Origin of the sequence: Paenibacillus sp. RU5M (genome assembly GCF_900221055.1) — a bacterium.
GTDB classification, from domain to species: Bacteria; Bacillota; Bacilli; order Paenibacillales; family Paenibacillaceae; genus Paenibacillus; species Paenibacillus marchantiae.
The window spans coordinates 90681-115252 of sequence record NZ_OBQM01000002.1 but is presented as its reverse complement, the minus strand read 5'-3'; the positions used below and the strand labels follow the sequence as shown (position 1 = coordinate 115252).

At 44.3% G+C, this 24572-nt stretch carries 22 protein-coding genes; 16 read left to right on the top strand and 6 right to left on the bottom strand.

What is annotated here, in order from left to right; genetic code table 11:
• Positions 1–3 precede the first annotated feature (3 nt).
• Both CRO25_RS06340 and CRO25_RS06335 read left to right on the top strand, forming a co-directional pair.
• Positions 4–1662 carry a response regulator gene (locus CRO25_RS06340; protein WP_079694366.1) on the top strand — a complete coding sequence of 553 codons (1659 nt, stop codon included), beginning with the start codon at positions 4–6 and terminating at the stop codon, positions 1660–1662.
• 118 nt (positions 1663–1780) lie between these two features.
• Entirely contained in the window at positions 1781–3424 is a 1644-nt protein-coding gene (locus CRO25_RS06335) for an extracellular solute-binding protein (RefSeq protein WP_079694365.1), read from the top strand.
• Positions 3425–3497: 73 nt separating this feature from the next.
• On the opposite strand, the gene CRO25_RS06330 is transcribed toward CRO25_RS06335, so the two are convergent.
• Positions 3498–5108: a response regulator gene (locus tag CRO25_RS06330; protein ID WP_072732685.1), complete on the bottom strand. Its 1611-nt coding sequence runs from the start codon at positions 5106–5108 to the stop codon at positions 3498–3500.
• Complete coding sequence (locus CRO25_RS06325; RefSeq protein WP_072732686.1) at positions 5089–6840, bottom strand: sensor histidine kinase; 1752 nt, start codon at positions 6838–6840, stop codon at positions 5089–5091. Before CRO25_RS06325 ends, CRO25_RS06330 begins: the two co-directional genes overlap by 20 nt.
• A 335-nt stretch (positions 6841–7175) precedes the next feature.
• On the opposite strand from CRO25_RS06325, the gene CRO25_RS06320 reads away from it, so the two are divergent.
• From CRO25_RS06320 to CRO25_RS06310, 3 genes are read left to right on the top strand one after another with little or no spacing between them, the layout of a single operon-like run.
• A complete protein-coding gene (locus tag CRO25_RS06320; RefSeq protein WP_079694364.1) occupies positions 7176–8099 on the top strand; it encodes a sugar ABC transporter permease in 924 nt (307 codons plus the stop codon).
• A 40-nt stretch (positions 8100–8139) separates the two neighbouring features.
• Positions 8140–9036, top strand: a complete 897-nt coding sequence (locus CRO25_RS06315) for a carbohydrate ABC transporter permease (protein WP_063563637.1) — start codon at positions 8140–8142, stop codon at positions 9034–9036.
• Positions 9037–9075: 39 nt separating this feature from the next.
• Positions 9076–10689 carry an extracellular solute-binding protein gene (locus tag CRO25_RS06310; RefSeq protein WP_063563577.1) on the top strand — a complete coding sequence of 538 codons (1614 nt, stop codon included), beginning with the start codon at positions 9076–9078 and terminating at the stop codon, positions 10687–10689.
• Between the two features lie 82 nt (positions 10690–10771).
• On the opposite strand, the gene CRO25_RS06305 is transcribed toward CRO25_RS06310, so the two are convergent.
• Positions 10772–11035, bottom strand: coding sequence for a hypothetical protein (locus tag CRO25_RS06305; RefSeq protein ID WP_063563578.1), 264 nt, complete (start codon positions 11033–11035; stop codon positions 10772–10774).
• Positions 11036–11268: 233 nt separating this feature from the next.
• Between CRO25_RS06305 and CRO25_RS06300 the strand changes: the two genes are divergently transcribed.
• Positions 11269–13305: a catalase gene (locus CRO25_RS06300; RefSeq protein WP_372828752.1), complete on the top strand. Its 2037-nt coding sequence runs from the start codon at positions 11269–11271 to the stop codon at positions 13303–13305.
• Positions 13306–13438: 133 nt separating this feature from the next.
• Here CRO25_RS06300 and CRO25_RS06295 read toward each other — a convergent pair whose 3' ends face one another.
• Complete coding sequence (locus CRO25_RS06295; protein WP_079694363.1) at positions 13439–13567, bottom strand: DUF4023 family protein; 129 nt, start codon at positions 13565–13567, stop codon at positions 13439–13441.
• Positions 13568–13777: 210 nt separating this feature from the next.
• On the opposite strand from CRO25_RS06295, the gene CRO25_RS06290 reads away from it, so the two are divergent.
• The 5 genes from CRO25_RS06290 (at position 13778) to CRO25_RS06270 (ending at position 18374) form a co-directional block, all read left to right on the top strand.
• Complete coding sequence (locus CRO25_RS06290) at positions 13778–14536, top strand: TrmB family transcriptional regulator (protein WP_079694362.1); 759 nt, start codon at positions 13778–13780, stop codon at positions 14534–14536.
• Between the two features lie 105 nt (positions 14537–14641).
• Positions 14642–15805, top strand: a complete 1164-nt coding sequence (locus CRO25_RS06285) for an MFS transporter (RefSeq protein ID WP_072732689.1) — start codon at positions 14642–14644, stop codon at positions 15803–15805.
• A 242-nt stretch (positions 15806–16047) separates the two neighbouring features.
• Entirely contained in the window at positions 16048–16623 is a 576-nt protein-coding gene (locus tag CRO25_RS06280; protein WP_179132100.1) for a sugar O-acetyltransferase, read from the top strand.
• 41 nt (positions 16624–16664) lie between these two features.
• Positions 16665–17252, top strand: coding sequence for a sugar O-acetyltransferase (locus CRO25_RS06275; RefSeq protein WP_079694361.1), 588 nt, complete (start codon positions 16665–16667; stop codon positions 17250–17252).
• 117 nt (positions 17253–17369) lie between these two features.
• Positions 17370–18374 (top strand): ROK family protein, encoded by a 1005-nt coding sequence (locus CRO25_RS06270; protein WP_079694360.1) that lies wholly within the window; start codon positions 17370–17372, stop codon positions 18372–18374.
• 129 nt (positions 18375–18503) lie between these two features.
• On the opposite strand, the gene CRO25_RS06265 is transcribed toward CRO25_RS06270, so the two are convergent.
• Complete coding sequence (locus tag CRO25_RS06265) at positions 18504–19937, bottom strand: glycoside hydrolase family 1 protein (protein ID WP_079694359.1); 1434 nt, start codon at positions 19935–19937, stop codon at positions 18504–18506.
• Between the two features lie 166 nt (positions 19938–20103).
• On the opposite strand from CRO25_RS06265, the gene CRO25_RS06260 reads away from it, so the two are divergent.
• From CRO25_RS06260 to CRO25_RS06250, 3 genes are all read left to right on the top strand, one after another.
• Positions 20104–21072: a LacI family DNA-binding transcriptional regulator gene (locus CRO25_RS06260; RefSeq protein ID WP_063563584.1), complete on the top strand. Its 969-nt coding sequence runs from the start codon at positions 20104–20106 to the stop codon at positions 21070–21072.
• Positions 21073–21152: 80 nt separating this feature from the next.
• Positions 21153–22361, top strand: coding sequence for a macrolide family glycosyltransferase (locus CRO25_RS06255; RefSeq protein WP_079694358.1), 1209 nt, complete (start codon positions 21153–21155; stop codon positions 22359–22361).
• Positions 22362–22537: 176 nt separating this feature from the next.
• Complete coding sequence (locus CRO25_RS06250) at positions 22538–22831, top strand: DUF3817 domain-containing protein (protein WP_064638677.1); 294 nt, start codon at positions 22538–22540, stop codon at positions 22829–22831.
• 113 nt (positions 22832–22944) lie between these two features.
• Here the strand turns inward: CRO25_RS06250 and CRO25_RS33245 are convergent, their stop codons facing one another.
• Complete coding sequence (locus CRO25_RS33245; RefSeq protein WP_179132099.1) at positions 22945–23082, bottom strand: hypothetical protein; 138 nt, start codon at positions 23080–23082, stop codon at positions 22945–22947.
• Positions 23083–23248: 166 nt separating this feature from the next.
• Between CRO25_RS33245 and CRO25_RS06245 the strand changes: the two genes are divergently transcribed.
• Both CRO25_RS06245 and CRO25_RS06240 read left to right on the top strand, forming a co-directional pair.
• Complete coding sequence (locus CRO25_RS06245) at positions 23249–23602, top strand: thioredoxin family protein (protein ID WP_079694357.1); 354 nt, start codon at positions 23249–23251, stop codon at positions 23600–23602.
• A gap of 121 nt (positions 23603–23723) precedes the next feature.
• Entirely contained in the window at positions 23724–24572 is an 849-nt protein-coding gene (locus tag CRO25_RS06240) for a methyltransferase domain-containing protein (protein ID WP_170867785.1), read from the top strand.

Below are 24572 nucleotides of genomic sequence, written 5' to 3'. Positions count from 1 at the left end.
CGTATGCAGCGCATGTTAATTGTCGATGATGAACCGGTTATTTTGGATGGTCTTTATGCATTCTTTCAAAAAGCGGATTTTCAGGATATGGAGATCATTAAGGCATACTCTGCCTTTGAAGCAATCGAGTGGTTGAATTCTGTCAAAATTGATATCGTGCTCAGCGACATCTGTATGCCAGGCATGGATGGCATGGAACTGATCGAGAAGATTATGGATCGCTGGCCACGATGCAAAGTGCTATTGCTGACAGGTCATAACGAATTTGATTATGCACACCAAGCAATACGTAACCCTTGTGTTGTGGATTACCTGTTAAAGACAGAGGGCATGAGTCATATTCGCGCAGCGGTAGAGCGGGCGTTAACACAAATATCGGAGGAAAATGATTTCCGTTACCAGCATGCCTGGTTCCGCAGCAAGCTGCCCAGAGCGCTGCCGCAGCTACAGAGACAGTTACTGCTGGATCTCCTAAAACGAACGGAAAGACATGATACCGCCTCGCTTCAGGAAGAGTTGGATGCGGTCCAGTTACCTTTCATGTCCAACGAGCCTGTAATTCCGGTCATTATACGGGTTGAGGAGTGGAACAACTATCAATCCCAGGCGGACCGAAGTTTAATTCGCTATGCGGTTGCCAACGTTGCGGAGGAGCTGCTTCAGGATAAGGCCAAGGTCAAGGCTATTGATCTGGATTATCAGGTGATCGCCTGCTTTGTTCAGCCCAAGGTGGAGCCATCGAGCTTCCATACAGGACAGCAGGAGAAGTGGGAACAGACACTGCGTTTCGTCTATGGAACGCTGGAGTCTGTGCAGCAATCCTGTGCGGATTGTCTGAATCTGTCCGTCTCCATTATGGTGAGCGAACAGGCGGTGGAGTGGATGGAGTTAAGTCAGGCGATTGCACAGCTGCGCCTGTCGATCCATGAGGGCCCTGGACTTGGGATGGAGAAGCTTCTTCGGGTCAAAGTGCAGCATGATTCGCCATACACCCCCAATATTTTGAATCAGCAGAGTGTTGCAGCTCTTCATCTGGATCAGATCAGGCAGCGGGTTACAACAGGAGACAGGGAGTGGATGGAGTCGTTTCACAAATGGACAGAGGCTTCAAAAGAAGGGCTTCAGGACCCCTTCTTTCGAATGAAGATCTATTCAGGAGCAGGTAATGGACTGATCGAGCTTCTTCATGAACTGGGCTTGTACGAATCAGCGATGGAGGAAATTGCGTTATCTCGTATGCTTTATTTTGACATCCATACGCCTTGGTCTGATCTGGTGGTTTTCTATCAATCGGCATATGAATGGATTATCTCCAAAAGAAGTGTTACACGTATCCATGATCAGTCGCAGATTCTAATTGCGATTCATCATTATATCAAGCACCATCTGGAGGATGACCTATCGCTAACCCGAATTGCACAGGAGGTTTCCCTTAATCCGTCATATCTGTCCCGTTGGTACAAGCGTATTACAGGCAAAGGCATATCCGACTATATCCATGACCGGCGCATCGAGCGCAGCAAGGAATTACTTCTCGGCTCCACCTGCAAAATGCATGAAATATCCGCTAAGGTCGGATTTAGTGATCAGCATTATTTTTATCGTTTCTTCAAAAAAGCCACCGGCTGCACGCCGCAGGAATATCGGGATCAAAAAAGTTAGATCAAGTCTGAAATGGTAAATCAAAGATACCAGATGTCAACGGGGTACACTCGAAGTGATAGCGCTTTCTTTATACAATAAAATTATACCTCACGGGGGAATAAAAAGGGGGATTCGCATGAACATGTCATTAAAGAAATTCTCATTGTTAACGTTAACCATGGTTCTGGCAACCACGCTTGCAGCCTGTTCATCGGGTACGGGTAGTGCTGAGAATGAAGCGCAACCGAACAAACAGCAGGAGGCGGGAGGCCCGCTTACGAAATATGATCCACCCATCAAATTAACATCAACTATGAATGAAACAGGGAAAGAAACGCTCGCCGAAGGCGATACACACGCCAATAACATATGGACCAGAGGATACAAGGACGAGCTTGGGATCGATGTCACCTATGACTGGATTGTCCCAGATGCCAATTACAACGACAAAATGAACGTCACCCTGGCGAGTGGCGATTTGCCAGATGTTTTGAAAGTAAGTGCTGTGCAGTTTGAGCAGCTGCATGAAGCTGGGATGCTGGAAGATTTGACTGAGGTCTATGATAAGTATGCATCCGATCTGGTCAAGGAATTTATGTCTGCTGAGGATGGAGCAGGCTTGAAACCGGTAACCAAGGATGGGAAAATTTACGCGATGGTGAGTTTCCCAGGCTCACTTGATTCCTCAGATATGGTCTGGATTCGTCAGGACTGGCTGAAGAAAGTGGGACTGGAAGCGCCAAAGTCTATGCAGGATATCATTAAGATTGCGGAAGCCTTTACCTTTGAAGATCCGGACGGAAATGGTAAAGATGATACCTACGGTATTGCATTAAACAAGGATTTGCCAATCAACAGCTTCCTGCTCGGTTATCATGGTTATCTTGAAACCTGGATCAAGGACGCATCGGGTCAGGTCGTGAATGGTACCGTTCAGCCTGAAGTGAAGGAAGGATTGCGAGAACTGCAAAATCTGTACCAGAAGGGCGTTATTGATCCTGAGTTTGGAGTGAAGGACTTTGCAAAAATGATGGAGGATGTCAACGGGGGTAAGTCAGGCATATTCTTCCTGCCACAATGGGCACCATTTCAAGTCAGCAGCATGATCAAAAAGGATAAGAATGTGGACTGGCTGCCTTATCCTGTCCAATCTATTGATGATCAGCCTGCCAAAACGCAGAACCACCTTAGCTTGGGCGGTATATTCGCCGTTCGTAAAGGCTATGAGCACCCGGAAGCCTTAATCAAGCTGCTGAATTTCCAAGCAGAGAAAATGTTCGGTGAGTCGGCCAAGGAAGAGCGTGCTGCATATTTGAACGGGGTAACCGGACTCGGTTTTCAGAATGCGACCGTATCCAATCTGCCTGCCAACAAAAACGTAAAAGCACAAGATGAAGTCGAGCAGGCGCTCAAAACGGGAGATACTTCCGGATTAGAGCTCGAAGCAAAGCTATTCTACGATGATATTATGGATTACCGCAATGGAAATCTGGATAAGTGGCATATGGAACGTATTTTTGGACCGGAAAGCTCGCAGGGTGTCATTAAATATTATCGGGATAACGATCTCATTGTCATGAATGAATTTATCTATGCCCCAACAAGAACCATGAATACCAAACAGGCAACGCTGGATAAACTGCGCGCTGAGACGTTTTTGAAAATCATCTACGGCAACCTGTCTATTGACGAGTTCGATAAATTTGTTGCAAATTGGAAAAAGCTTGGCGGAGACCAGATCACTCAGGAAGTGAATGAAGTCATTAATGCGAATAAATAAGGCATAGCAAAACAGCAAATGCCACTCTGCGTGCGATACGCAGGGTGGCATTTTGTATTACAAGCGAGAAAGGTCATCCTGTTTCATGAGAGTTCTCTTTCTGCTTTTTGCGATATTCATTGGGGCTGCAGCCCATCTCTTGCTTAAACAGTTTGGTGAAGTGAGAGTAGTTGGTATAACCGACATTTCCAGCAATGGTATGCACCGATTGTGCGGTGGTCTCCAGCAAATGTCGGGCCGCCACAAGACGGGTATGGATGACATAATGGCCCAGTGAAATGCCCATTTCTTTCTTAAACAGTCTTGCTAGATAATCTGGATTCAGATAGACCATCTCCCCCAGGTTATTCCTCGTTAGATCTTCTCCATAGTGAGTGCGTATATAATGGGTAATCTCATGTACAACCGACTTGGGCTGCTCGGCAACATTCAGATATTCCGCAGCCGTATTGACCAGGTAGGCAATATAGGATTGCATGTCTTCAATAGAATGCAGAGATTGCATGAACAACTGATCATTCGTTTTGCCCATATACAGCTTGTGCACTTCGATCTCCTTACTCTTCAATTGGGCATACACAAGTTGCACCAGATCAAGACGCAACAGACTTAGAACAGCGGTGCCTACCACCTCTTCACGGACAAGTTGATGCATATAACGCCCTGTTTCATCCAGAAACGCCTGGAAGCGATTTTCATTCAACAATTTCTCCAGCAATCCCAGATCAGGCGGTGTGTAATTCAATTCAGGTCTATTATAGTTTTCCAGTAAAAAGGTTTGGTTGCGGTGTTTGATTCGTTCTTCATTCATAAGCAACAACTCGTTGATGGTATGACGAATCTGACCCAGTGGCAGAGAGAACCCGATACTACAGCAGACATCCGACTTCAGGTAATTATTAACCTCCGGGATAAACGAACCGCACATGGATTCGATCAGCTGTGCATCCGGCGCTCTGTTCCATTTTAGAATAATCATCCAGTTATGATCCTTGATCTCGGTAATGGCTTCAATGGAGAAGAGAGTGTCCTGAAACCGTTCAACCATCACATTCAAACAAGCGTAATCGAACAGGTTCTTGTCGGTCTTGCCCAGCGTATGATCATACGGAAACAGGTTAACCAGAATAGGCAGAAACAGATCTGTTGTGTCATAAGGCAGGTTTTGTTCTGTCAAAAAGGCAGAGACGTCGGCAGGGCCGGAAGGAAAGGCTTTACCGGAGATCAGCCTGCGCCAGCTATCCTCAATTAGTTTGCTCCGATTTTTCTGCCACAGTTCACCCTCATGAATGGCTTTCTCAATGAACTGCTGGTCTCGGGCTTTGGCAACCGCCTTTTGTATAATAAGCGTTAACTTGTCAAACTCAATAGGCTTCAGAAAATAATCAAAGCTTTGCAGCTCAATTGCTTTCTGGGCATAGTTGAAATCGGCATAGTTGGTCAGAAATATCGTCTGTACATTATGCGATTCGTCCCGGACCCATGCGAGTAATTCCAGCCCGCTGCCCTGGGGCATCTCAATATCACAGATGAGAATTTGAACGGGATGATTTTGCAAAACCTCCTTGGCCTGCGCAATATTGTAGGCTGTGAATATCGTATGAATCCCCAAGGCCTTCCAATCGATTTTCTTTTCCAAAGCCATAACTACAAAATAATCATCATCAACCAGCAATGCATTCATGGTTTGTCACCTCTCCCGAAGTATCTGAATTCAGTATCATTTTAGGCAAGGAAAGCGTGATCCGAGCGCCACTTGCATCGTTTGCAAAGGTAATATTCGCTTCATCCCGATATAACAACTCCAAACGTTGGATGGTATTCATAATGCCAATCCGGTTACCACCGGTTTGTTCCAGCGCTTCTCCACGCATCAGTGCGTCAAGAACATCCGGGCTGAATCCTGGACCTGTATCCGAAATCCGGATCAGCACATGATCGCCATTTTCCTGTCGTTGTTCCGTTACGGATAAAGTAATGCATAATTCCCGGTCTCGGGAGACCCCATATTTGACGGCATTCTCGATGAATGTCTGAATGACGAGTGGTGGCACAGCGATGCCCGTGATCACATCTGGATGTTCAATGCGGTAGGAAAAAGCATCGCGGTAACGCGACTTCTGGATATCCAGAAACGTTCTCACATGTTCAATCTCATCCTTCAGAAGAACGAAATTCTCCCCACTTTGAAAGATATATCGGAAATATCGGGACGTAGCCAGGGCCATACTCTCAATTTCCTCGTACATCTGCATCTGTGCCATACTGTACATGCTCGTCAGACAGTTCAGGAAGAAATGGGGCTTAATCTGCAATTTCATATAATCCAATCGTATTTTCTGTTTCTCTAATTCCTGCTCGTAGCGATCGATCTTGAACCGTTTAATCTGGGCTACCAGTTCTTTAAACTGTGCATTGACCTGCTCCAGTTCCATAATCCGACTGCTCTTGAAGTCTGTCGCTTCGTCCCCTTCGTTAATACGCGCCAAATTTTTGGAGAATCGCTGAATGGGAACAAGCAGATTTCTCCTGAAAAACATGATGATTGCACTTAATGTGGAGGTCACAATCAGAAAAAGCAGCATAATGAGCAGCTGAGCTACCATAATTTTCTCGAATGCACCAAACTTGATGGCCATGCGCACGCTGAATGCCGCATTGGAGAAGTCGCTGCTGACAATATTATGAGACTGGAACAGATCGAGAAATGAATGTCTCACTTCTGGTATGTGATCCCCGCCGGCAGGTCCAGAAAGTTGCACTCCATTCTCGTCTACCAGAGAGGCGTATCCGTTGGCCCCCAGATTAATCTGCTGGAGAGGGGCGATCAGTTCATCTGCGGATATCAAGGCAATAAGATAACGGTTGTAGTACGGCACAATATTGATAAGATAAGAAGTGCCGTTCACGTGAATTGGTGTCCAATGGGAATAGAACTTCTCATACACACCTTTATCACGGGTCAGCGTAATGATCTGCTTCTTCACTTCTGAATAATCCGAATAGGAGATACTTATTGGCGCGCAGTTGAGGAAATATTCACTATTCTCCAAATAATAAAAGAAATTGTACGACTGCCCGTAGTTTCGCTGTAGTTCGGCGAAGAGCAAATGTAATTTCTCGTTGGCCTTTAGGAACGGAATACTGTTCACGCCATATGTATTCATGTTGTCGAGATTCTCGTCATTGGCCAGTGTCCACCCCATGAAATGATTAATGTACGCAAAATCGTGATTAATGCGATTGATATACAGATCGGCTGCATCCTGCAAGTATTGGGTGGATTGCTGTTTGACCATGGAGATGGAAGCAATGCTGATTACGAGATCCAAGATGAGCACGACAAAGGAAATGACGAACATCATGCGGATATAATGCCGAATGGGGTAGGGTTTGATGGTGTTCAGGTTTGCCATGGAACAATGCACCACTTTCTTGATTGCTTGGTTATGAATACGCTTTAATATCTCAGGAATAGTATAAAACCTTTATTTGAAAAAAACATAAAGATTTGCATCTTTTGATTCATAAGTCCGGATTACACACACGAAAGTCTGGATAACGATATGATTTTTGCTTGTAAGCATCTTGGTTACTTGTAAAGTTCATGGATGGAACCATAGAAGTCCGAATAACGTCCTTAGCGGTCCGGTAAACCCAATGTGAAGCAGTTTATACTGAAGCTATTCCAGAGATGACAGGTCCTACGGGAGAGCAGCATCAGTATATTTACAGGAGGGAAGGAAGAACCATGAGGACCAATCCACTTTATATTGGAAGAACGTTGGAGAGAATCAGGCGAAACTGGGGCCTTTACGTTTTGCTTTTTCCAGCGGTTCTGTTGACACTTTTATTTGCCTACAAGCCGATGTACGGCGTATTAATCGCTTTTAAGGACTACAGTCCGGCGTTGGGAATCGGAGACAGCCCTTGGGCTGGATTCAAATACTTTGAGAAATTCTTTCATTCCTATCAATTTACCAATACGATACGTAACACACTTGTGATCAGTCTGTACAGCTTGGCTACTTTTCCGATCCCAATTATGCTTGCACTACTGGTGAACCAGATGAGAGCCGGAAGATTCAAGAAGCTTTTTCAGACAGTCTCCTATATGCCTCACTTTATTTCAACGGTAGTTATGGTTGGGTTGATGTTGATCCTGTTCTCGCCAAGTACAGGGCTCGTTGGCAATATGTATCAGCTGTTTGGAGCACAAGCACCGGACTTAATGGGTTCATCAGCTCTGTTCAGCAGTGTGTATGTATGGTCTGACGTGTGGCAGCATGTCGGTTGGGATAGCATTATCTATATTGCCGCGCTATCTGCCGTAGACCCAAGCCTCTATGAAGCGGCCACGGTTGATGGGGCAAGTCGATGGCACAAGGTTCGTTATATTGATATTCCGATGCTGCTGCCGACTGCCATCACGCTGCTTATTCTGCGGGTAGGCGGATTACTGGGCGTAGGATTTGAGAAGGTGTATCTGATGCAAAATGACCTGAACATTCTCTCAAGTGAGATTCTGTCTACTTATGTATACAAAATCGGGTTACTGAGCAGCCAATACAGCTTCTCCTCAGCGATAAACCTGTTTAATACCGTCATTAATTTTATTTTGCTTATTCTGGTCAACCAGTTGTCCAAGAAATACAGTGAAAACAGTCTATGGTAGGGGGGAGACAAACAAGATGAGCGTTATGGAACCGGCAGCAATGACCAGAACTCCCCGTACAAAACGTCGACCACGTGTTACGGTTGCAGAAGTTGTACTGTATGCCTTTGCTGTTCTTTTTCTGATTGCTATCATTTATCCGATCTATTTTATTGTCATCGCCTCGTTCAGTGATCCTTCATCTGTGGCTAACGGACAGGTGTGGGTTTTCCCCAAAGGCTTCACGCTTGAAGGGTATAGGGAACTGCTGCGACACGAAAATATCTGGATTGGATATCGAAATACCATTCTGTATACGGTGGTGGGAACACTCTTCGGGCTTGTCGTTAATATTTCGGCGGCTTATGCATTATCGAGAAAAGATCTGGTCGGGCGCAAATTTTTCTCGCTGTTCTTTATCTTTACGATGTTCTTCAGCGGCGGCTTGATTCCAACCTTCCTGACGATCCGCGACTTCCATCTCTATAACACGTTCCTGGTGATGGTGCTTCCGTTCTCCGTCGTGGTTTTCGACATGATCGTCGCCCGGACATTTTTCCAGACCAGTATTCCGGGAGATTTATGGGAAGCTGCCCAGATCGATGGCTGTGGTAACCTGCGGTATTTTGTACTCATCGTATTGCCGCTGTCCAAAGCAATCATCGCAGTCCTTGGACTATGGATTGCTGTAGGGTATTGGAATTCGTATTTTAATGCCCTGATTTATCTAAAAGATCCGAATCTGTATCCGCTGCAACTAATTTTACGTAATATCCTCATCACGAATCAGATGCAGTCTGGCATGGGTACAGGAGAAGCAGCACAAGTTGCCCTGCGTCTTGCCAATTTGATGAGGTATTCCGTTATTATCATCGCTACAATTCCGATCATGTGTGTGTATCCGTTCATCCAAAAGTATTTCAATCAGGGGGTGATGATCGGCGCAGTGAAGGAATAAGGCGGGTTGAAATTCATTACGAATCAAGGGGGTTCCCAAATGGGGAAAAAGATAGGCAAGAAGTTATTCACCAAAATGAACAGCCTGCTTCTCGTGTCGGCCATGTTGGTCAGCGTTGTTGGCTGTAGTAGTGGAAATAGTAGTGAACCTGCGGAGACTACGATTTCAAGTGATTTTAATCAGGAAGGTCTGCCGATTGTCAATAAACCAGTCACACTCAAGGTACTGACGGTTCGTTGGGGGAATATGGGCGACACCTTTACACAGAACCAATGGCTCAAGGATTTGGAGAAGGATTCCAATGTGAAAATTGAGTGGCAGGTCATGTCCTCTAATGACTGGGGGGAGCAGAAATCCATTATGCTTGCCAGTGGTACACTCCCGGACATTATCTTGGGTGACCAGGTGTTCAGCGATTCGGACATTGTAAACAACCTGAGCTATTTCCGTCCACTGGATGAGTATATTGACTCGTATATGCCCAACTTGAAGGCGGCTATGCAAGAGACGCCAGACATGAAGAAAATCAGTACGTTTCCTGATGGCAAAATCTATTCCATGCCAACAAGACTGCCTGCCCGTCCGAAGAGCCGGAATCAGCCTGTAATTAATAAGGCTTGGCTTGATAAGCTGGGGCTGAAAGCACCAACGACAACAGAAGAACTGTATCAGGTGTTGAAAGCGTTTAAGGAAAAAGATCCGAACGGAAATGGAAAACAGGACGAAATTCCGTACACGGAAACGGGTCTGAATGTGGATTTCCTCAATCCATTCGGAATCACTGACATTAATGCCAGCAGTATGATTGTGCAGGACGGTAAACCGGTCTTCTTCCCAACGACTGACGCCTATAAAGAAGCTCTTATTTATACACATAAGCTGTATTCAGAAGGGTTGATTGATCAGGAACTGTTCACACAAGACAATACAATGACATCAGCCAAATGGCAAAATGCAGACATTCCAATCGTCGGCTTCAGCAACCAATGGACACCTGATGCGGTGTTTGGCAAGTGGAGCGACCAATACGAAGCGATTGCGCCTATTGCCGGACCTGATGGCAAACGTTATCAACCAGGTGATCCAGGCGGTATGAATCTGGCCCGTAATGAACTGCTGATTACAAGTTCATGTACTGTTCCAGAAGTAGCGGCACGCTGGGCTGATCAGTTCTATTCCAACGAAGCCAGCATTCAGAATTTCTGGGGTGCGATTGGAACTGTAATCAAGAAAAATGATGATGGCACATATACGCTGATGGACCCGCCAGCAGGCACTAGCGCCGATGCTTGGTACTGGGATCAATCCCTGCGTGATTTCGGACCCAAATATGTAAGCCCTTCCTTTGAAGAAAAAATTAAGCTTAATCCGAAGGCTGGTGACGGACTCAAGCTGCAAATTGATCAGTTGGGCAGTGCAGATGTAACGACACCTTATCCGAAGGTTATGTACAATGCTGAAGAGTTCCAGGAGCTGCCAACGCTGACAACGGATATTGACGGTTATGTAGCGACGATGCGAGCTCAGTGGGTAACCAAAGGCGGCATCGAAGACGGCTGGGATGCTTATATCAAAAAGTTGAATGATATGGGACTTGAACAGTTACTGACCATCCGTAATGATGCCTTCGAACGTTATATGAACGTCAAATAGAGTGGAGTTCAGTCACATCATTCATTGATTAAATAACAAACAGGTGCACTTCCTTATTGAAGGAGGGCACCTGTTTGTTCGTTTAAGATCTGCGTTTCAACAATAAAACGCCACTGATGCTCGATGTTTTTTTGCTATACACCACTTTAAAACCAATATCATTGTCCAGCAAACAGTTTAAGGCATTAATCAGCAATGCACCACGCACCAGTGTGAAGGTACAAGGGGATGTGTTCCCAATCACACGCACACTTCTGATTCGGCGTGCAGAACCGGGAACGAGCGGATTTCTGGACCAGTAGATCAATACCAAATCCGGTTGTGGAACAGCTTTTACACTAGCCATCCTCATCATCTCTTTTCTATTAGATTCTTTATAGTAAATGAAAAGGAAATGAGGAAGGTGCTAGACAAAGGACGCGATATTTCATAAATGGGACAATCCCCAGTTATACCCATTGATAAGTTCATGCAATTCATATTTGTAATTCACACACATGATTCGGACCAAAGTATGGTGTATCAGTCAATCATAAGTGTACTTCCAGTCCCATACATATAATGCTGGAGGTGATTGGAATGAGCAAGGAACCCATGGATGAGAACAAAAAGATAGAACAGCGAAATGCCTTTCTTCGGGATAATAACGGAAAAGAGATGTCTTCCAACGAAGGGGTTAAAATATCGGATGATAGCAACTCGCTAAAAGCGGGGGATCGCGGACCCACGCTGCTTGAAGATTTTCTGATGCGTGAGAAATTGTCTCACTTTGACCGGGAACGCATTCCGGAGAGAGTTGTGCATGCCCGGGGATATGGAGCCTACGGTGAATTTGAGTTATATGAGTCACTTGAAGAGTTAACGATGGCACATTTTCTTCAGGATCCCGGTGTGAAGACACCGCTATTCGTTCGTTTTTCCGAGGTTGCAGGCTCCAAAGGAGTGAACGAAACGAATCGGGATGTGCGTGGGTTTTCAGTGAAGTTTTATACCGAAGAAGGCAACTTTGATCTGGTCGGCAATAATATTCCGATCTTCTTCATTCAGGATGGGATCAAGTTCCCGGATTTGATTCATGCACTGAAGCCGGAACCCAATAATGAAATTCCACAAGGCTCCACTGCGCACGATACCTTCTGGGACTTCATCGCCAATAATCAGGAGTCGGCAGCGATGGTCATGTGGATTATGTCGGATCGCACGATACCACGAAGCTTTCGAATGATGCAGGGATTTGGAGTACATACCTTCCGGCTGGTGAACAAAGAAGGCAAATCCAGATTCGTGAAATTTCATTGGCGGCCTGTACTTGGCATGCATTCTTTTGTGTGGGATGAGGCGCAGAAGCTGGGCGGTGCGGACCCGGATTTTCATCGCAGGGACCTGTGGGAGAATATCAATGCAGGTAACTTTGCTGAGTTCGAACTTGGAATACAGGTGCTGGAGGAAGCGGATGAATTCAAGTTTGATTTTGATATTTTGGATGCAACGAAATTATGGCCAGAAGAAGACATTCCGGTACGAATCATTGGCAAAATGACGATTAACCAAAATGTCGAGAATGTATTTGCGGAAACGGAACAGTCGGCTTTCCATCCTGGCAACATTGTACGTGGCATTGATTTCAGCAATGATCCACTGCTTCAAGGCCGGCTATTCTCGTATACGGATACACAATTGGCAAGGGTGGGCACGAATTATCAGGAATTGCCGATCAATCGTCCCGTGTGCCCTGTACATAACAACCAGAGAGACGGTGCTTCCCGCTACACCATTGATCGAGGAAGAGTCGCCTATCACGAAAACTCTCTTGCCAATAATTCTCCCTATACTGTGCCCGGTACAAAAGGTGGGTTTGTAACGTATCCTTCCACGGTGCAAGGTCTCAAGGAACGAAAAACGGCAGCTAGTTTCCTGGATCATTTCTCACAGGCACGTTTATTCTGGAACAGCATGACAGGTGTGGAGAAGGGTCATATCATTCAGGCACTCACGTTTGAGCTTGGGAAAGTAAAAGATGTTTCGATTCGCCAACAGGTCGTCGATATGTTAGGGAATATCAGCACAGAGCTGGCAACCATTCTGGCTCGCGAGCTTGGAGTCGCTGTACCTAAGGTTTCCGAATCTACGGTGACAAAATTCTCCCCTGCGCTAAGCATGGCCAATACCGTATTTTCTCCCAAGACACTGCGCGTCGGGGTGATTGTCGGTGAAGGATTTGATGGTCCCAGCACACAATACATTTTGGATGAGTTTAAGAGCGCGGGACTTCGTCCAGTCATTGTTCATGAAAGACAAGGTGTGGTCCATGGAACGAGCGGTGTGGAGTTGAAAGTGGATGACAGCTTTTTGACCGGATCACCTTTGGTATATGATGGACTGTTCATTGTTGGAGGACAGAAGGAAGATAATTATTTTCAAAAATACACCCGATCCTATGCCATTGAAACGTACAATCATTTTAAACCGATAGGAGCTACACCGACGGGGGCGGCCCTGATTCAGCCAGTCGGCATTATCGGCAAACCTGGTGTCATTGTGGAACAGCAACCTGCAGCTTTTGCAGAACAATTCATTCAAGCCATGACCCAACAACGCTTCTGGAATCGAACGTAGCAGATTGAATGTCTTCAACGAGTAGATCTCAAATAACAAGAAAAGGACCTCACTAGAGATCCTTTTTCTTGTTTCTTGTGCTTGAAAAAAATAAGAGCGCTATTTCCCTAATTTGCTGCAATTGATTTTAGCCTTACTTATTGGTGCTATGCCGCTTCGCCGGCAGTTTATCTGTTGGTGTACCTTTACCATTGTTTTTGTTATGACGTGCTTTTTCGGCGTTCTCATTCACTTTCTTTACAAAATCATGGGTGTTCTCCATGTTTAAGCAAACCTCCTTCAGAAAATCAAAATGTGTAGCCTGAATCAATCTTAATATAACCATTGGAAGATCATTATATTTGGATGCTCCACTCTTACAGTAATATCATTACGACTAGTATGAAACGTCGGTGGGATAAACTGGACATGGGAAGTTCAGGCGTCTAAACTGTATAGAACGATACAAACAAGAAGGAGCCCGAATCGAACCATGTTGCAGAAATTCGGTTTTACACAATATGAAAGTCAGGTATATGAGGCCATATTTGCGCAGGATTCACCACTCGATGCCACATCCATTGTTAATTACTCCAATGTACCCAAGGCTAAGATATACGAAGTGCTTAATCGGCTTATTGATAAGGGAATCGTCCTAACAACTATGCATGGGAAGAAAAAATTGTACATGGCGGTTGATCTTCAGTCCATTATCCTCAAAATTAGGGCTGACTTTGAGAAGGATATTGAGGAATTAAAGACATATAAAATCAAACGTACATTCACAGATGAACATATCTGGACATTGAAGGATGCATCATCCATTGCATCGAACATTGAACAGCTCATTGAGGAAGCGGATTCGTATATCCTTTTTCTGGCCTGGAACGAGCAAATGGAGAAATACCGGGAGCTTCTGGAGAGAAAAGAGGCCGAAGGGGTACATGTAGAGGTCTTGGCTGTAGGAGGACTGCAAACGTCTCTAACCCATAAATATTCGTTAATTCCGATGCTTGAGGACAGTAATCTTGAGCCCTCGCAGCTAATCATTGTTGACCATGGCTATCTCTTGTTTGCAGGAATCGAACATGATTCATGGAAGGCCATCAAGACAACGTCCAAACCGATTGTTAAAGCAATGACGGATTATTTCTATCATGACGTCGCTCTTACTCAAATTACCAAAAAATATGGTGACCAGCTGCTTCAGGACGAAGAAATCGCACGTCTGCTGGCGCGATTAATTTATTAAAACGATGGTTCCAAAGCTATTCTTTCGGAGAATAGCTTTTTTGTATTGAAATCTTCTCTTGATTAAGTTACTATCGTAGTTGTAACTTTCGAGGAGGCTTCAAAAATGAATAAAAAAGTATATGTCCTGGCAATCGCGGCATTTGTGGTTGGTACCGTTGAACTCATTTTAGGCGGGATTCTGGACTTGATTGCAACAGATCTTCATCTGACCTTGGCCAAAGCCGGGTATTTAATTTCCATCTTCTCCCTTGTCTATGCGTTATCTGCGCCAATTTTGTTAAATATGACGGCCAGATTCGAACGTAAAAAAGTATATATGTGCACTTTATTCGTTTTTCTAATCAGCAATCTCATCTCTGCGTTCAGTGCTAATTTCTATATTCTTTTGGCAGGCAGAGCATTGGGGGCTGCAACGGGCTCGCTGATTTTTGTCCTGTCTTTGACGCTCGCAGCTCGTATTGTGGAGCCCCAATATAAAGGGCGTGCTGTGGGAATAATCACGATGGGAGGAAGTGCATCACTGATTCTGGGGGTACCTCTCGGAATCTTTGTGGGTAATATCGCAGGATGGCGTGAAGTGTTTATGTTGATCGCGATTTTGACTGCAGTAGTCATGGTTGCCATTGGCATTGCCATGGATCGTGTGCAGCCGATTCCGGCAGTATCCCTGAAGAAGCAGCTTACTGCTCTATGGAATCCGAAAATGCTGGCAATCCATGTTACAACATTGCTTGTGCTCGCAGGACACTTAACGTTATATGCTTATTTCACACCATTTCTCCAGGAAGCGCTGGGAGCCAGCTCAACAATGGTCACCTTTATCTATATGATGTTTGGTATCGCTGCTGTGGCAGGGGGAGGAATCGGCGGCATCTTATCAGATCGCTTGCACCCAGCCAAAGCCATTATTATCGTGCTGATACCCTTTATCATAAGCATGGCGGTTATTCCATTTAGTACCGGGTTGCCTTTAATTGCCTTCTTGATTCTGCTAAGTATCTGGAGTGCATTAAGCTGGACCGTTACCCCGGTACAGAATAGTCTGATTATCAAAACCTCACCGGCAACGGCTGAAACGTTAATTAGCACCAATTCAGGAATTGCACATGCTGGTATAGCTCTCGGAACCTATATTGGCGGGGTGGTTATCGATCATTCATCCATTATGTATACAGGATGGGTGGGATCAGTTTTAATCCTGATGGGTCTGGTGTCGGCCGTTTACGCAATTAGTCGCAAGGAGCAAACTGTTCAGGCGGCTGGATAATGTGTTGATTTAAAAGTTGTCTTTGCAAACTGCTATATATTTTTTTTACTTCAGCAAACCTCTGCGATCCAATAATTATTGGATCGCAGAGGTTTTTTTAATAACATTAGGCATAATATCTCTATATTCAATTTGCAAAGGAACTTGATTTATTTAGGTTATCCCATATAATTATTATAGCTTTATAAAGTATCTTAATTTAATGGTTCAAAAATTAATATAGACGTAAAGGGGAAACAATCATGAGCAGTATTACAACAAAATCGGAAAAACAAAAAATGATCGATGGTGAGCTGTACTTGGCTTCCGATCCCCAATTGTCTCAAGACCGGGAATATGCAAGAAAAATGACACGCATGTACAATCAGACCACAGAATCAGATGGGGAGCTCCGTACAAAGGTATTGAAAGAGCTGTTAGGATCAACGGGTGATCACCTGAGCATGGAACCGAATATTCATTTTGACTATGGTTACAACATTCATGTTGGAGAGCATTTCTATACCAACTTTAACTGTACGATACTTGACGTATGTGAAGTGCGCATTGGGGATAACTGTTTAATGGGACCTGATGTTCACATATATACCGCTACTCATCCCTTGAATCCATTTGAACGGATAACAGGTGCAGAATATGGCAAGCCAGTAACCATAGGGAATAATGTATGGATCGGAGGCAGGGCAGTCATTAATCCAGGGGTCACCATTGGTAACAATGTCGTTATTGCTTCCGGTGCGGTAGTCACAAAAGATGTCCCGGATAACATGATTGTTGGTGGAAATCCTGCTAGAATCATTAGAGAGATAGAGCTTTAATCTATTCATTTTGGACAGAAGAGTTGGAGGCATAAGAATTCATGACAGAAAAAGAGAAATCACAACTGGGACTACTGTATAATGCGAATTATGACAAAGAATTAATTGATGAGCGGTTGTACTCGAAGGGACTTTGTTACGAGTATAATCAACTTCACCCAGGTAAGATCACTGAGAGAGAAGTATTGATCAAAAAGTTGCTTGGAAAAACGACGGATCGTTTCCTGATCGAGCAGCCATTTGTATGTGATTACGGCTATAACATTGAAATTGGCGAGAACTTCTATAGCAATCATAATATAGTTATGCTGGATGGAGCTAAAATCCGGTTTGGTGACAACGTTTTTGTTGCTCCGAACTGTGGATTCTACACTGCTGGTCATCCTTATGATGTGGAACAACGTAACGAAGGGCTTGAAGTTGTAGGTCCGATCACAGTGGGCAATAATGTATGGATCGGTGGCGGCGTGACTGTGCTTGCGGGTGTGACCATTGGAGATAACACAATCATCGGTGCAGGAAGTGTAGTTACCAGAGACATTCCTTCGGATGTAATTGCTGCGGGTAATCCATGCAGAGTGATTCGCAAAATAACGGAAGCAGACAAAACGAAGTATAGAAGAAGCTAACACAAATGTATACGAACCCTCAGAATGCCCGATGTTTTTTCATCGGGTGTTTTTAAACCCTTTGGAGATATTGTATAGTTACTACATTGGAGAAGAAACTATGGAGTAGGGGTGCTTATGAAAATAGCGAACGCGTATTTGATGAAAGAAATTAATATAAACCATGTACGCCAGGTCATGAAACGGGTAGAAACAGCAACCAAGCCACAACTGGCCTCCTTGACCAAGCTCAGTGTGGTAACCGTCAATTCACTGGTCAAAGAGTTGTGTGAACTGGGTGAACTGTTTGAGGACGAGACAGTGCCTTCCAGCGGGGGGAGACCTGCATTAACCTACAGATATAATTACGATTTTAGCTTGGCTTTGGTCATGTATATCAACGAAAAGCAGGGGCAGGATCTGATCACAGCCACTGTCATTAACTTAGAGGATAACATGGTCTTCAGAGAAGAATATACGATGCCCGCCTTTGACCAGACACACTTCTATGAAATCATTGGGAACGTACTGGCTCAACATGCTTCCATTAAAGTCATCGGTATCGGTATTCCGGGGCAAACCGTGAATGGAGAAATTACGGTGAGCAGTCACCGGCAGTTAGAAGGTGTCCGCATGATTGAAGATCTTGAAGCACAGTTCGGATTACCAGTCATGGTGGAAAATGATGTGAACGCTGCAATTAGCGGATATTGCGCAAAAAAAGAGTTAGACGAGGATCAGTGTGTCATCGGAATTTATTTTCCAACCAAATATCCTCCAGGTATGGGCATTTATGTGGACGGTAAAGTGATCAAAGGAAAACTTGGCATGGCCGGGGAAGTCAAATACCTTCCTATGGGAATTGATTGGTATGATACAGTGGAAAAGGAAGCGTTTATTGCAACGGTATGCAAAATGATTCAAATGGTAAATGCGATTCTTGCTCCAGACCAGGTGGTGATTTACCAGAAGATGGTTGAAGAAGATGCAGTGGTTCAAGCGTGGCAAATGTATCAAGGCGATCTGTCGATGCCATCTTATCCTGACATCATTCTGATCGATTCCTTCCAGGAAGACTTTGAAGCAGGGATGCGATGGTTAACATTGAAAGCATTGGAACCGGACCTGGTCCAATTCAACTGAAGACGGACTCCCATAATAATAAAAATCCCTCAGCAGAAAACAATACATCATCACATTGTATACCAATGCATGTCCTTGTTTTCTGCTGGGGGAGAGCAGGAATGCACCTGCTACAGCTGTAACAATTCCTTAACGTTTTAGGCTCTTGCCGTTACTGCCAATGACATCTTTGTACCAGTGGAACGACTTTTTGCGATACCGTTCGAGTGTTCCTGAACCATCATCATGGCGATCAACATAGATATAACCATAACGCTTTTTCAATTGTGCTGACGAAGCACTGACCACATCAATACATCCCCAGGACGTATAACCCATAACTTCAACGCCGTCTTCAATGGCTTCCCCGACCTGAACAAGATGATCATTCAAGTACTGAATGCGATAGTCATCTTCAACTGTCTTTTCACCATCAGATCCGGTAATAAGCTCGTCCACAGCGCCCAACCCATTTTCCACAACAAAGAGTGGTTTCTGATAACGGTCATAGAACATATTCAAAACATAACGCAGTCCTTGCGGATCGATCTGCCATCCCCATTCACTTGCAGGCAAGTAAGGGTTAGGTATACCTCCAAGCAGGTTACCTTCACCTGCAACTTGTTTATCCGGATCAGCCGTTTGGCAGATACTCATGTAATAGCTGAAAGAAATGAAGTCGACGGTATGGAGCAACATGTCTTCGTCGCCATCTTCCATCTGAATCTGGATTCCATTTTCACGGAAGTAACGTTTCATGTATCCAGGATAGCGGCCTCTCACATGTACATCTCCGAAGAAATAATTGCTGTGTTCGAATTCCATCACTTTAATCATGTCATCGGGATTCGGTGTTAGTGGATAGGTCGGCATACTGAGCATCATACAACCAATCTGTGCAGTTGGAATGATCTCATGACAGAGTTTCACAGCAGAAGCGCTGGCTACAAACTCATGGTGTATTGCCTGATAAAGATCCTGCTTGCTCAATTTCTCTTTTGGTGTGTAGATCCCACCGCTCATGAATGGTGCTTCCAGAATCGAATTGATTTCGTTGAACGTGAGCCAATATTTCACTTTATTTTGATAACGTTTAAATACAGCAGTCACATAACGTTCGTAGAAGCCGACCATCTTCCGATTAACCCAGCCATCATATTCCTTGGAGAGATGGAGAGGTGTCTCGTAGTGGGAAAGGGTGACCAGTGGTTCGATTCCGTATTTAAGACACTCGTCAAAGAGATCATCATAGAATTGAAGGCCTTCTTCATTGGGTTCCAGCTCATCGCCTTTAGGGAAAATACGGGACCAGGCGATGGAAGTACGGAATACCTTGAATCCCATCTCAGCGAACAGCTTCACGTCTTCTTTATAACGGTGATAGAGGTCAATCCCGATCAGTTTCATGTTATCTTCAGTCGGTTCTTCAGTAATGGGACCCATGATACCTTTGGGAGCCACATCCTGAGTGGACAAACCTTTGCCACCTAGATTATATGCACCTTCAGCCTGGTTGGCGGCAATCGCACCACCCCACAGAAAGTTTTCAGGGAAATGAAATGATGGATGTTGAGAATGAGTCATGTGTATCGCTCCAATCGTTATGAATTCGTTGTGAATATTACATACAGCAGCACTGCATAAAAAAAGCTTAATCGTTGGAACGGGTTACACGTCAAGTTTTACTTTTTATTTATTTTGAGGCAAACTGTAAATCATCATAGAAAGTCAGCAAGAAAGGAGACTTCATGTGTCCAAGTTCGATGAAATTATGAAGCTGTCCGGCTACTCGAAGGCCACGGTGTCCAGAGTAATTAATCATTCACCACATGTGAGTGACGAGGCCCGGCAGAAAATAACGCAAATCATGAAACAGCTCAACTATATCCCGAACCGAAATGCCGTTTCGTTATCTACCGGACAGACCAAGCAAATTGGAATTGTCACATCCGCAACCAACGAAATTATTATTACGTTCATGAATCAATTCATTGATACAGCGATGGATTATGGATTCCAGACCCTGATCTATACTTCGCGTGGAGATAAAGAGATTGAATTGCAGGCGTTCGAGGATCTGCGGAGTAAACGAGTAGATGGACTGGTGATTATGACCTGTGTCAATCATCCAGACAAACTGAAAGCCTACTGCGAGTATGGTCCGATTGTATCTTGGCAGCGGATGGGAGATGACGAAATTCCGTCAGTGGCTATGGACCAGGCGCAAGGCTACAGGCTAGCTCTTGAACATCTGGTGTCCAAAGGCTATACCCGCATTGCCAATGCCTTTGGCAGAGCAGAAAGCCTGAATACTCAGAGTCGGCGGGAAGCCTATGAATCATTTATGGCAGATAAGGGTCTGCCTGTATTGCGTGAAGCTTATCAATATTCCGTGTTCAGCTCATCTGACGGAGAAGAGGCGATGCGAAGAATGGCAAGTGGGCCAGAACTTCCTCAAGCGGTGTTATGTTCGAATGATTATGCAGCAATTGGAATCTGGTCCGAAGCACGCAAACAGAATATACAAGTTCCCGAACAACTTGCTATTGTTGGTTTCGATGACATTGAGTTGTCGCGTGTGCTTGGAATAACAACCATACATAATCCAATTGCAGAACAAGCTACGCAGGCCTTTCATCGATTATGGGCCGTCCTTGGCAAGCAGGAGCTACAGCCTCAGCAATTGGAATTTCAACTGATAGAACGTGCAACCACCTAAATTTTTTTGGGAAAAGCACATCATTGCATACGAATTCTTACACCATTTAGAGAACGTAGCATAGCAAAGGAGGGATCGTTATGGCACGTGTTTTATTTATTAACGGTGGATCAGAGGGTCATGTCAATCCAACAATTGGCGTCGTGCAAGAGCTTATTTCACGCGGGGAAGAGGTCGTGTACTTCACTATAGAAGCTTATCGGGAACGTATGGAAAAGACGGGGGCTATAGTCCGAACCTTTGACGGTCAAAAATTCATTAAAGCCTTTGTCTCAGGTGGCAGAGATTATGTGCTCGAGCGAGTCAACGGTCTTTTACTTACGGCAGATATCGTCATTCCGAGCGTGCTTGAACAGATTAAGGGTGAACATTTTGACTACATCATCCATGATTCCATGTTTGGCTGCGGACGTTTGCTTGCGCAAATTCTGAAGCTGCCTGCAATTAATTCATGCACTTCTTTTGCGCAGAATGAAGAATCTTTCGATCATTTGATGCAACACTTTTTCTTAAATGTTCCTACCGAAATCGCCCAACCTATAAACGATACATTCCATAGCCTGACGATCAGGTTACAGGAAAAATATGATGTGGAGATTGCTACTCCCTACGAAGTGTTTTGCAATCCCGCGCCGCTTACCATCGTATATACAACAAGGGAATTCCAGCCTTATGGAGATGCATTCGACCACACGTATCATTTTGTAGGTCCGTCCATCTTCTCGCGATTAACGCATGAAGACTTCGACCTGACAGCAATTAAAGGGAAAAGACCTATTTACATTTCACTGGGTACAATTTTTAACCAAGCTCTTGATTTCTATAAGCTTTGCTTGGAAGCATTGGGGAATACCGATCATACAATCGTCATGTCTGTAGGGGATAGAACACAAATTACGGATCTGGGAGAAATTCCGGGGAATTTTATGGTTAAACGTTATGTTCCACAAATGGATGTATTGCAGTCCGCTAAATTATTTATTACACATGGCGGGATGAACAGTACCAATGAAGGTTTATATTATGGGGTTCCCCTCATTATACTCCCTCAAAGCGCGGATCAGCCGATCATCGCTGAGCAGGTTGTTAGTAGAGGAGCAGGTATCAGCTTACAAATGCAAACCTTGACTGCCAGTCAGCTGCGTGAAGCTGTGGATCATGTGTTGAGCGTTCCTTCTTTTGAGAAAGCTGCTGCGAATTTGAGGGAATCCTTTCGAAAATCAGGCGGATATCATTATGCTGTTGATGCGATTTTTGAATTTAAGACTCAACATTTCATTCACGTATAGTTCAGTCATTAATTATTCAAAATTGAAGCATTTCCGGACCAGAACCATGCGGTATACTGAACAAGACGTTTCAAGAGAAGCTGCATTATTACAGATGATGTGGCTTCAAGTTGAAACATCTTGTAACAAGTTACACATTTCACAAACTAGCCGCTGGAAAGGTGAGATTGAACAGGATGAAGACAGTGACGGGTCGATTTAGAATTGCAGGCATTTGGGAAGGTGTATCATTGCTGCTGTTGATTTTTATAGCCATGCCGCTAAAATATTTAGCCGATATGTCTTCCCCAGTAATGATTATGGGTATGATTCACGGTATTCTTTTTCCGCTATATCTGATTACACTTGTGCATTTGGCAGTTGTGAAGAAGTGGAAAGCTTCACGCTGGTTCATGGGATTGGTAGCAGGCTTATTGCCTTTTGGAACATTTGTATTCGAATCCTATCTTCGCAAGAGGGATTGGAAGTAAAGATTGCTGAAAAGAACAATGACAATGACAGCAGGCGACCAACCCGGATGTTATCCGAACTGGTCGCCTGCTGATTTTCTGTACAAATTCTTTCTTGGAAAGAGTGCGAACGCTTATTTTACGGTGCCTTGCTGACGATCTGATAGCAGGCTAACTCCAATATCACCAGAGGCATCAGATGCAGGTGCATACGCGGAGAAGGAGATAACAGCAATCAGGGCAGTAAGCAGAAAAACAAATGATTTTTTCATACAAAAACCTCTTTTCATTTGGGATGATCTTCCAACTTCATTTTAATGCAGATAGGCTGTGTTTGAAAAGAAAATGTTTAGGTGAGTGCGAGATTTGTACAGTCAATCATTCGTGATAAACTATAGTTTAACTATAGTTGCCAACTGACCGAAAGGGATGACCCTTATGAAAGAGCTCCATACTTTAACATCCATAGAAATGATCGAAGAAATGATTAAGCAACATGAATTGGTTTTTTTGTACGTATCACGGCCAGAGTGCAGTGTATGTCACGCCTTACTCCCTAAGATTAGGGAGTTACTTGAACCGTATCCAATGGTGCACTTGGCCCACATCAATGCTAACCAAGTGGAAGAGGTGGCGTCCAGGTTTCTTATTTTCACAGTTCCCACGATGATTATGTTGGTGGAGCAGAAGGAGTATATTCGAGCCGATCGTTTTGTTCGCTTTGATCGATTGGAAGAGCAGGTACAACAAATTTATCGTATGTACACCCAGAACGGGGAATTAGAAGCATGATTATCGGCAGCTCATATATGAGCTGCTTTTTTTGCATAATATGCCATGAACATAGGGTGAACGCTTATACACGTAGTCCCACTTTGGAATAAAATACAGTATTAAATTGTATGAGGAAGAAGTGAGCGGATTGAGAATCGATTTGGGTAGCGGAAAAAATAAACACCAAAATTGTACGGGAATTGATCGAATAGCATATCCCACGACCAACATTGTTCACGATATCAATTCGCCCCTCCCGATTGATGATAACTGTGCCACATTTGTGATGTGTTCACACAGCTTGCAATATGTTGATCATTTGCAGCAGGTGATGGAGGAAATATACAGGATTAGTACACACAAAGCGATTGTCTGTATCGTAGCCCCCTATGCACATGTAACCTCACATATGGTTAATCCCCATTTCAAGCAGTTGTTTAATGAATACATGCCCCAATTCTGGACCTCTCAGGTCAATGAAATACATGATGACAAGTCACCTTTGTATAGTTCAGATCGCCTGCAGCTTCAGGAGGAGACAGTAGAATCCCCTATCGATTTCAGGTTGCTCAACATGGAGTTTTTCTATTTCCCTTCCTATCACGGTTTATACAATGAAACGGAACTGGAACTGTTACGACACTCCCAACTGAATGTAGCTTATCAGATTATGTATCATCTTCTTGTTGTAAAGCAGCCGATTTCAGATGCCGAAGTTGCTGGATACCAATCAAGCGAACTGCTGGAGGAGCCGGATTACATCAAAGAGCAAAGAATTCAATATCAGGATCAGGAAGGACTGGAGAAGCCCTTTTATCTGGAACACTTGTCTCCCACATTAGGGCAAGAGAAGCGTGAAATACCAGAGAAAAAACTCCCCTTACCGCAACGCAGTAAGAGGAGTGTAGGCACGACAGGTAACCGTCGTTTAAAGTCCGGACGCAAAAGCAATATGCGATCACCAAAGCGGAAAAAGAAAAGAGATTGA

What these genes read in the sequence shown, in the direction of transcription:
- CRO25_RS06340 (WP_079694366.1), top strand. Translation starts at nt 4, where the DNA reads ATGCAGCGCATGTTAATTGTCGATGATGAACCGGTTATTTTGGATGGT.
- CRO25_RS06335 (WP_079694365.1), top strand. Translation starts at nt 1,781, where the DNA reads ATGAACATGTCATTAAAGAAATTCTCATTGTTAACGTTAACCATGGTT.
- CRO25_RS06330 (WP_072732685.1), bottom strand. Translation starts at nt 5,108, where the DNA reads ATGAATGCATTGCTGGTTGATGATGATTATTTTGTAGTTATGGCTTTG.
- CRO25_RS06325 (WP_072732686.1), bottom strand. Translation starts at nt 6,840, where the DNA reads ATGGCAAACCTGAACACCATCAAACCCTACCCCATTCGGCATTATATC.
- CRO25_RS06320 (WP_079694364.1), top strand. Translation starts at nt 7,176, where the DNA reads ATGAGGACCAATCCACTTTATATTGGAAGAACGTTGGAGAGAATCAGG.
- CRO25_RS06315 (WP_063563637.1), top strand. Translation starts at nt 8,140, where the DNA reads ATGACCAGAACTCCCCGTACAAAACGTCGACCACGTGTTACGGTTGCA.
- CRO25_RS06310 (WP_063563577.1), top strand. Translation starts at nt 9,076, where the DNA reads ATGGGGAAAAAGATAGGCAAGAAGTTATTCACCAAAATGAACAGCCTG.
- CRO25_RS06305 (WP_063563578.1), bottom strand. Translation starts at nt 11,035, where the DNA reads ATGGCTAGTGTAAAAGCTGTTCCACAACCGGATTTGGTATTGATCTAC.
- CRO25_RS06300 (WP_372828752.1), top strand. Translation starts at nt 11,269, where the DNA reads ATGAGCAAGGAACCCATGGATGAGAACAAAAAGATAGAACAGCGAAAT.
- CRO25_RS06295 (WP_079694363.1), bottom strand. Translation starts at nt 13,567, where the DNA reads ATGGAGAACACCCATGATTTTGTAAAGAAAGTGAATGAGAACGCCGAA.
- CRO25_RS06290 (WP_079694362.1), top strand. Translation starts at nt 13,778, where the DNA reads ATGTTGCAGAAATTCGGTTTTACACAATATGAAAGTCAGGTATATGAG.
- CRO25_RS06285 (WP_072732689.1), top strand. Translation starts at nt 14,642, where the DNA reads ATGAATAAAAAAGTATATGTCCTGGCAATCGCGGCATTTGTGGTTGGT.
- CRO25_RS06280 (WP_179132100.1), top strand. Translation starts at nt 16,048, where the DNA reads ATGAGCAGTATTACAACAAAATCGGAAAAACAAAAAATGATCGATGGT.
- CRO25_RS06275 (WP_079694361.1), top strand. Translation starts at nt 16,665, where the DNA reads ATGACAGAAAAAGAGAAATCACAACTGGGACTACTGTATAATGCGAAT.
- CRO25_RS06270 (WP_079694360.1), top strand. Translation starts at nt 17,370, where the DNA reads ATGAAAATAGCGAACGCGTATTTGATGAAAGAAATTAATATAAACCAT.
- CRO25_RS06265 (WP_079694359.1), bottom strand. Translation starts at nt 19,937, where the DNA reads ATGACTCATTCTCAACATCCATCATTTCATTTCCCTGAAAACTTTCTG.
- CRO25_RS06255 (WP_079694358.1), top strand. Translation starts at nt 21,153, where the DNA reads ATGGCACGTGTTTTATTTATTAACGGTGGATCAGAGGGTCATGTCAAT.
- CRO25_RS06250 (WP_064638677.1), top strand. Translation starts at nt 22,538, where the DNA reads ATGAAGACAGTGACGGGTCGATTTAGAATTGCAGGCATTTGGGAAGGT.
- CRO25_RS33245 (WP_179132099.1), bottom strand. Translation starts at nt 23,082, where the DNA reads ATGAAAAAATCATTTGTTTTTCTGCTTACTGCCCTGATTGCTGTTATC.
- CRO25_RS06245 (WP_079694357.1), top strand. Translation starts at nt 23,249, where the DNA reads ATGAAAGAGCTCCATACTTTAACATCCATAGAAATGATCGAAGAAATG.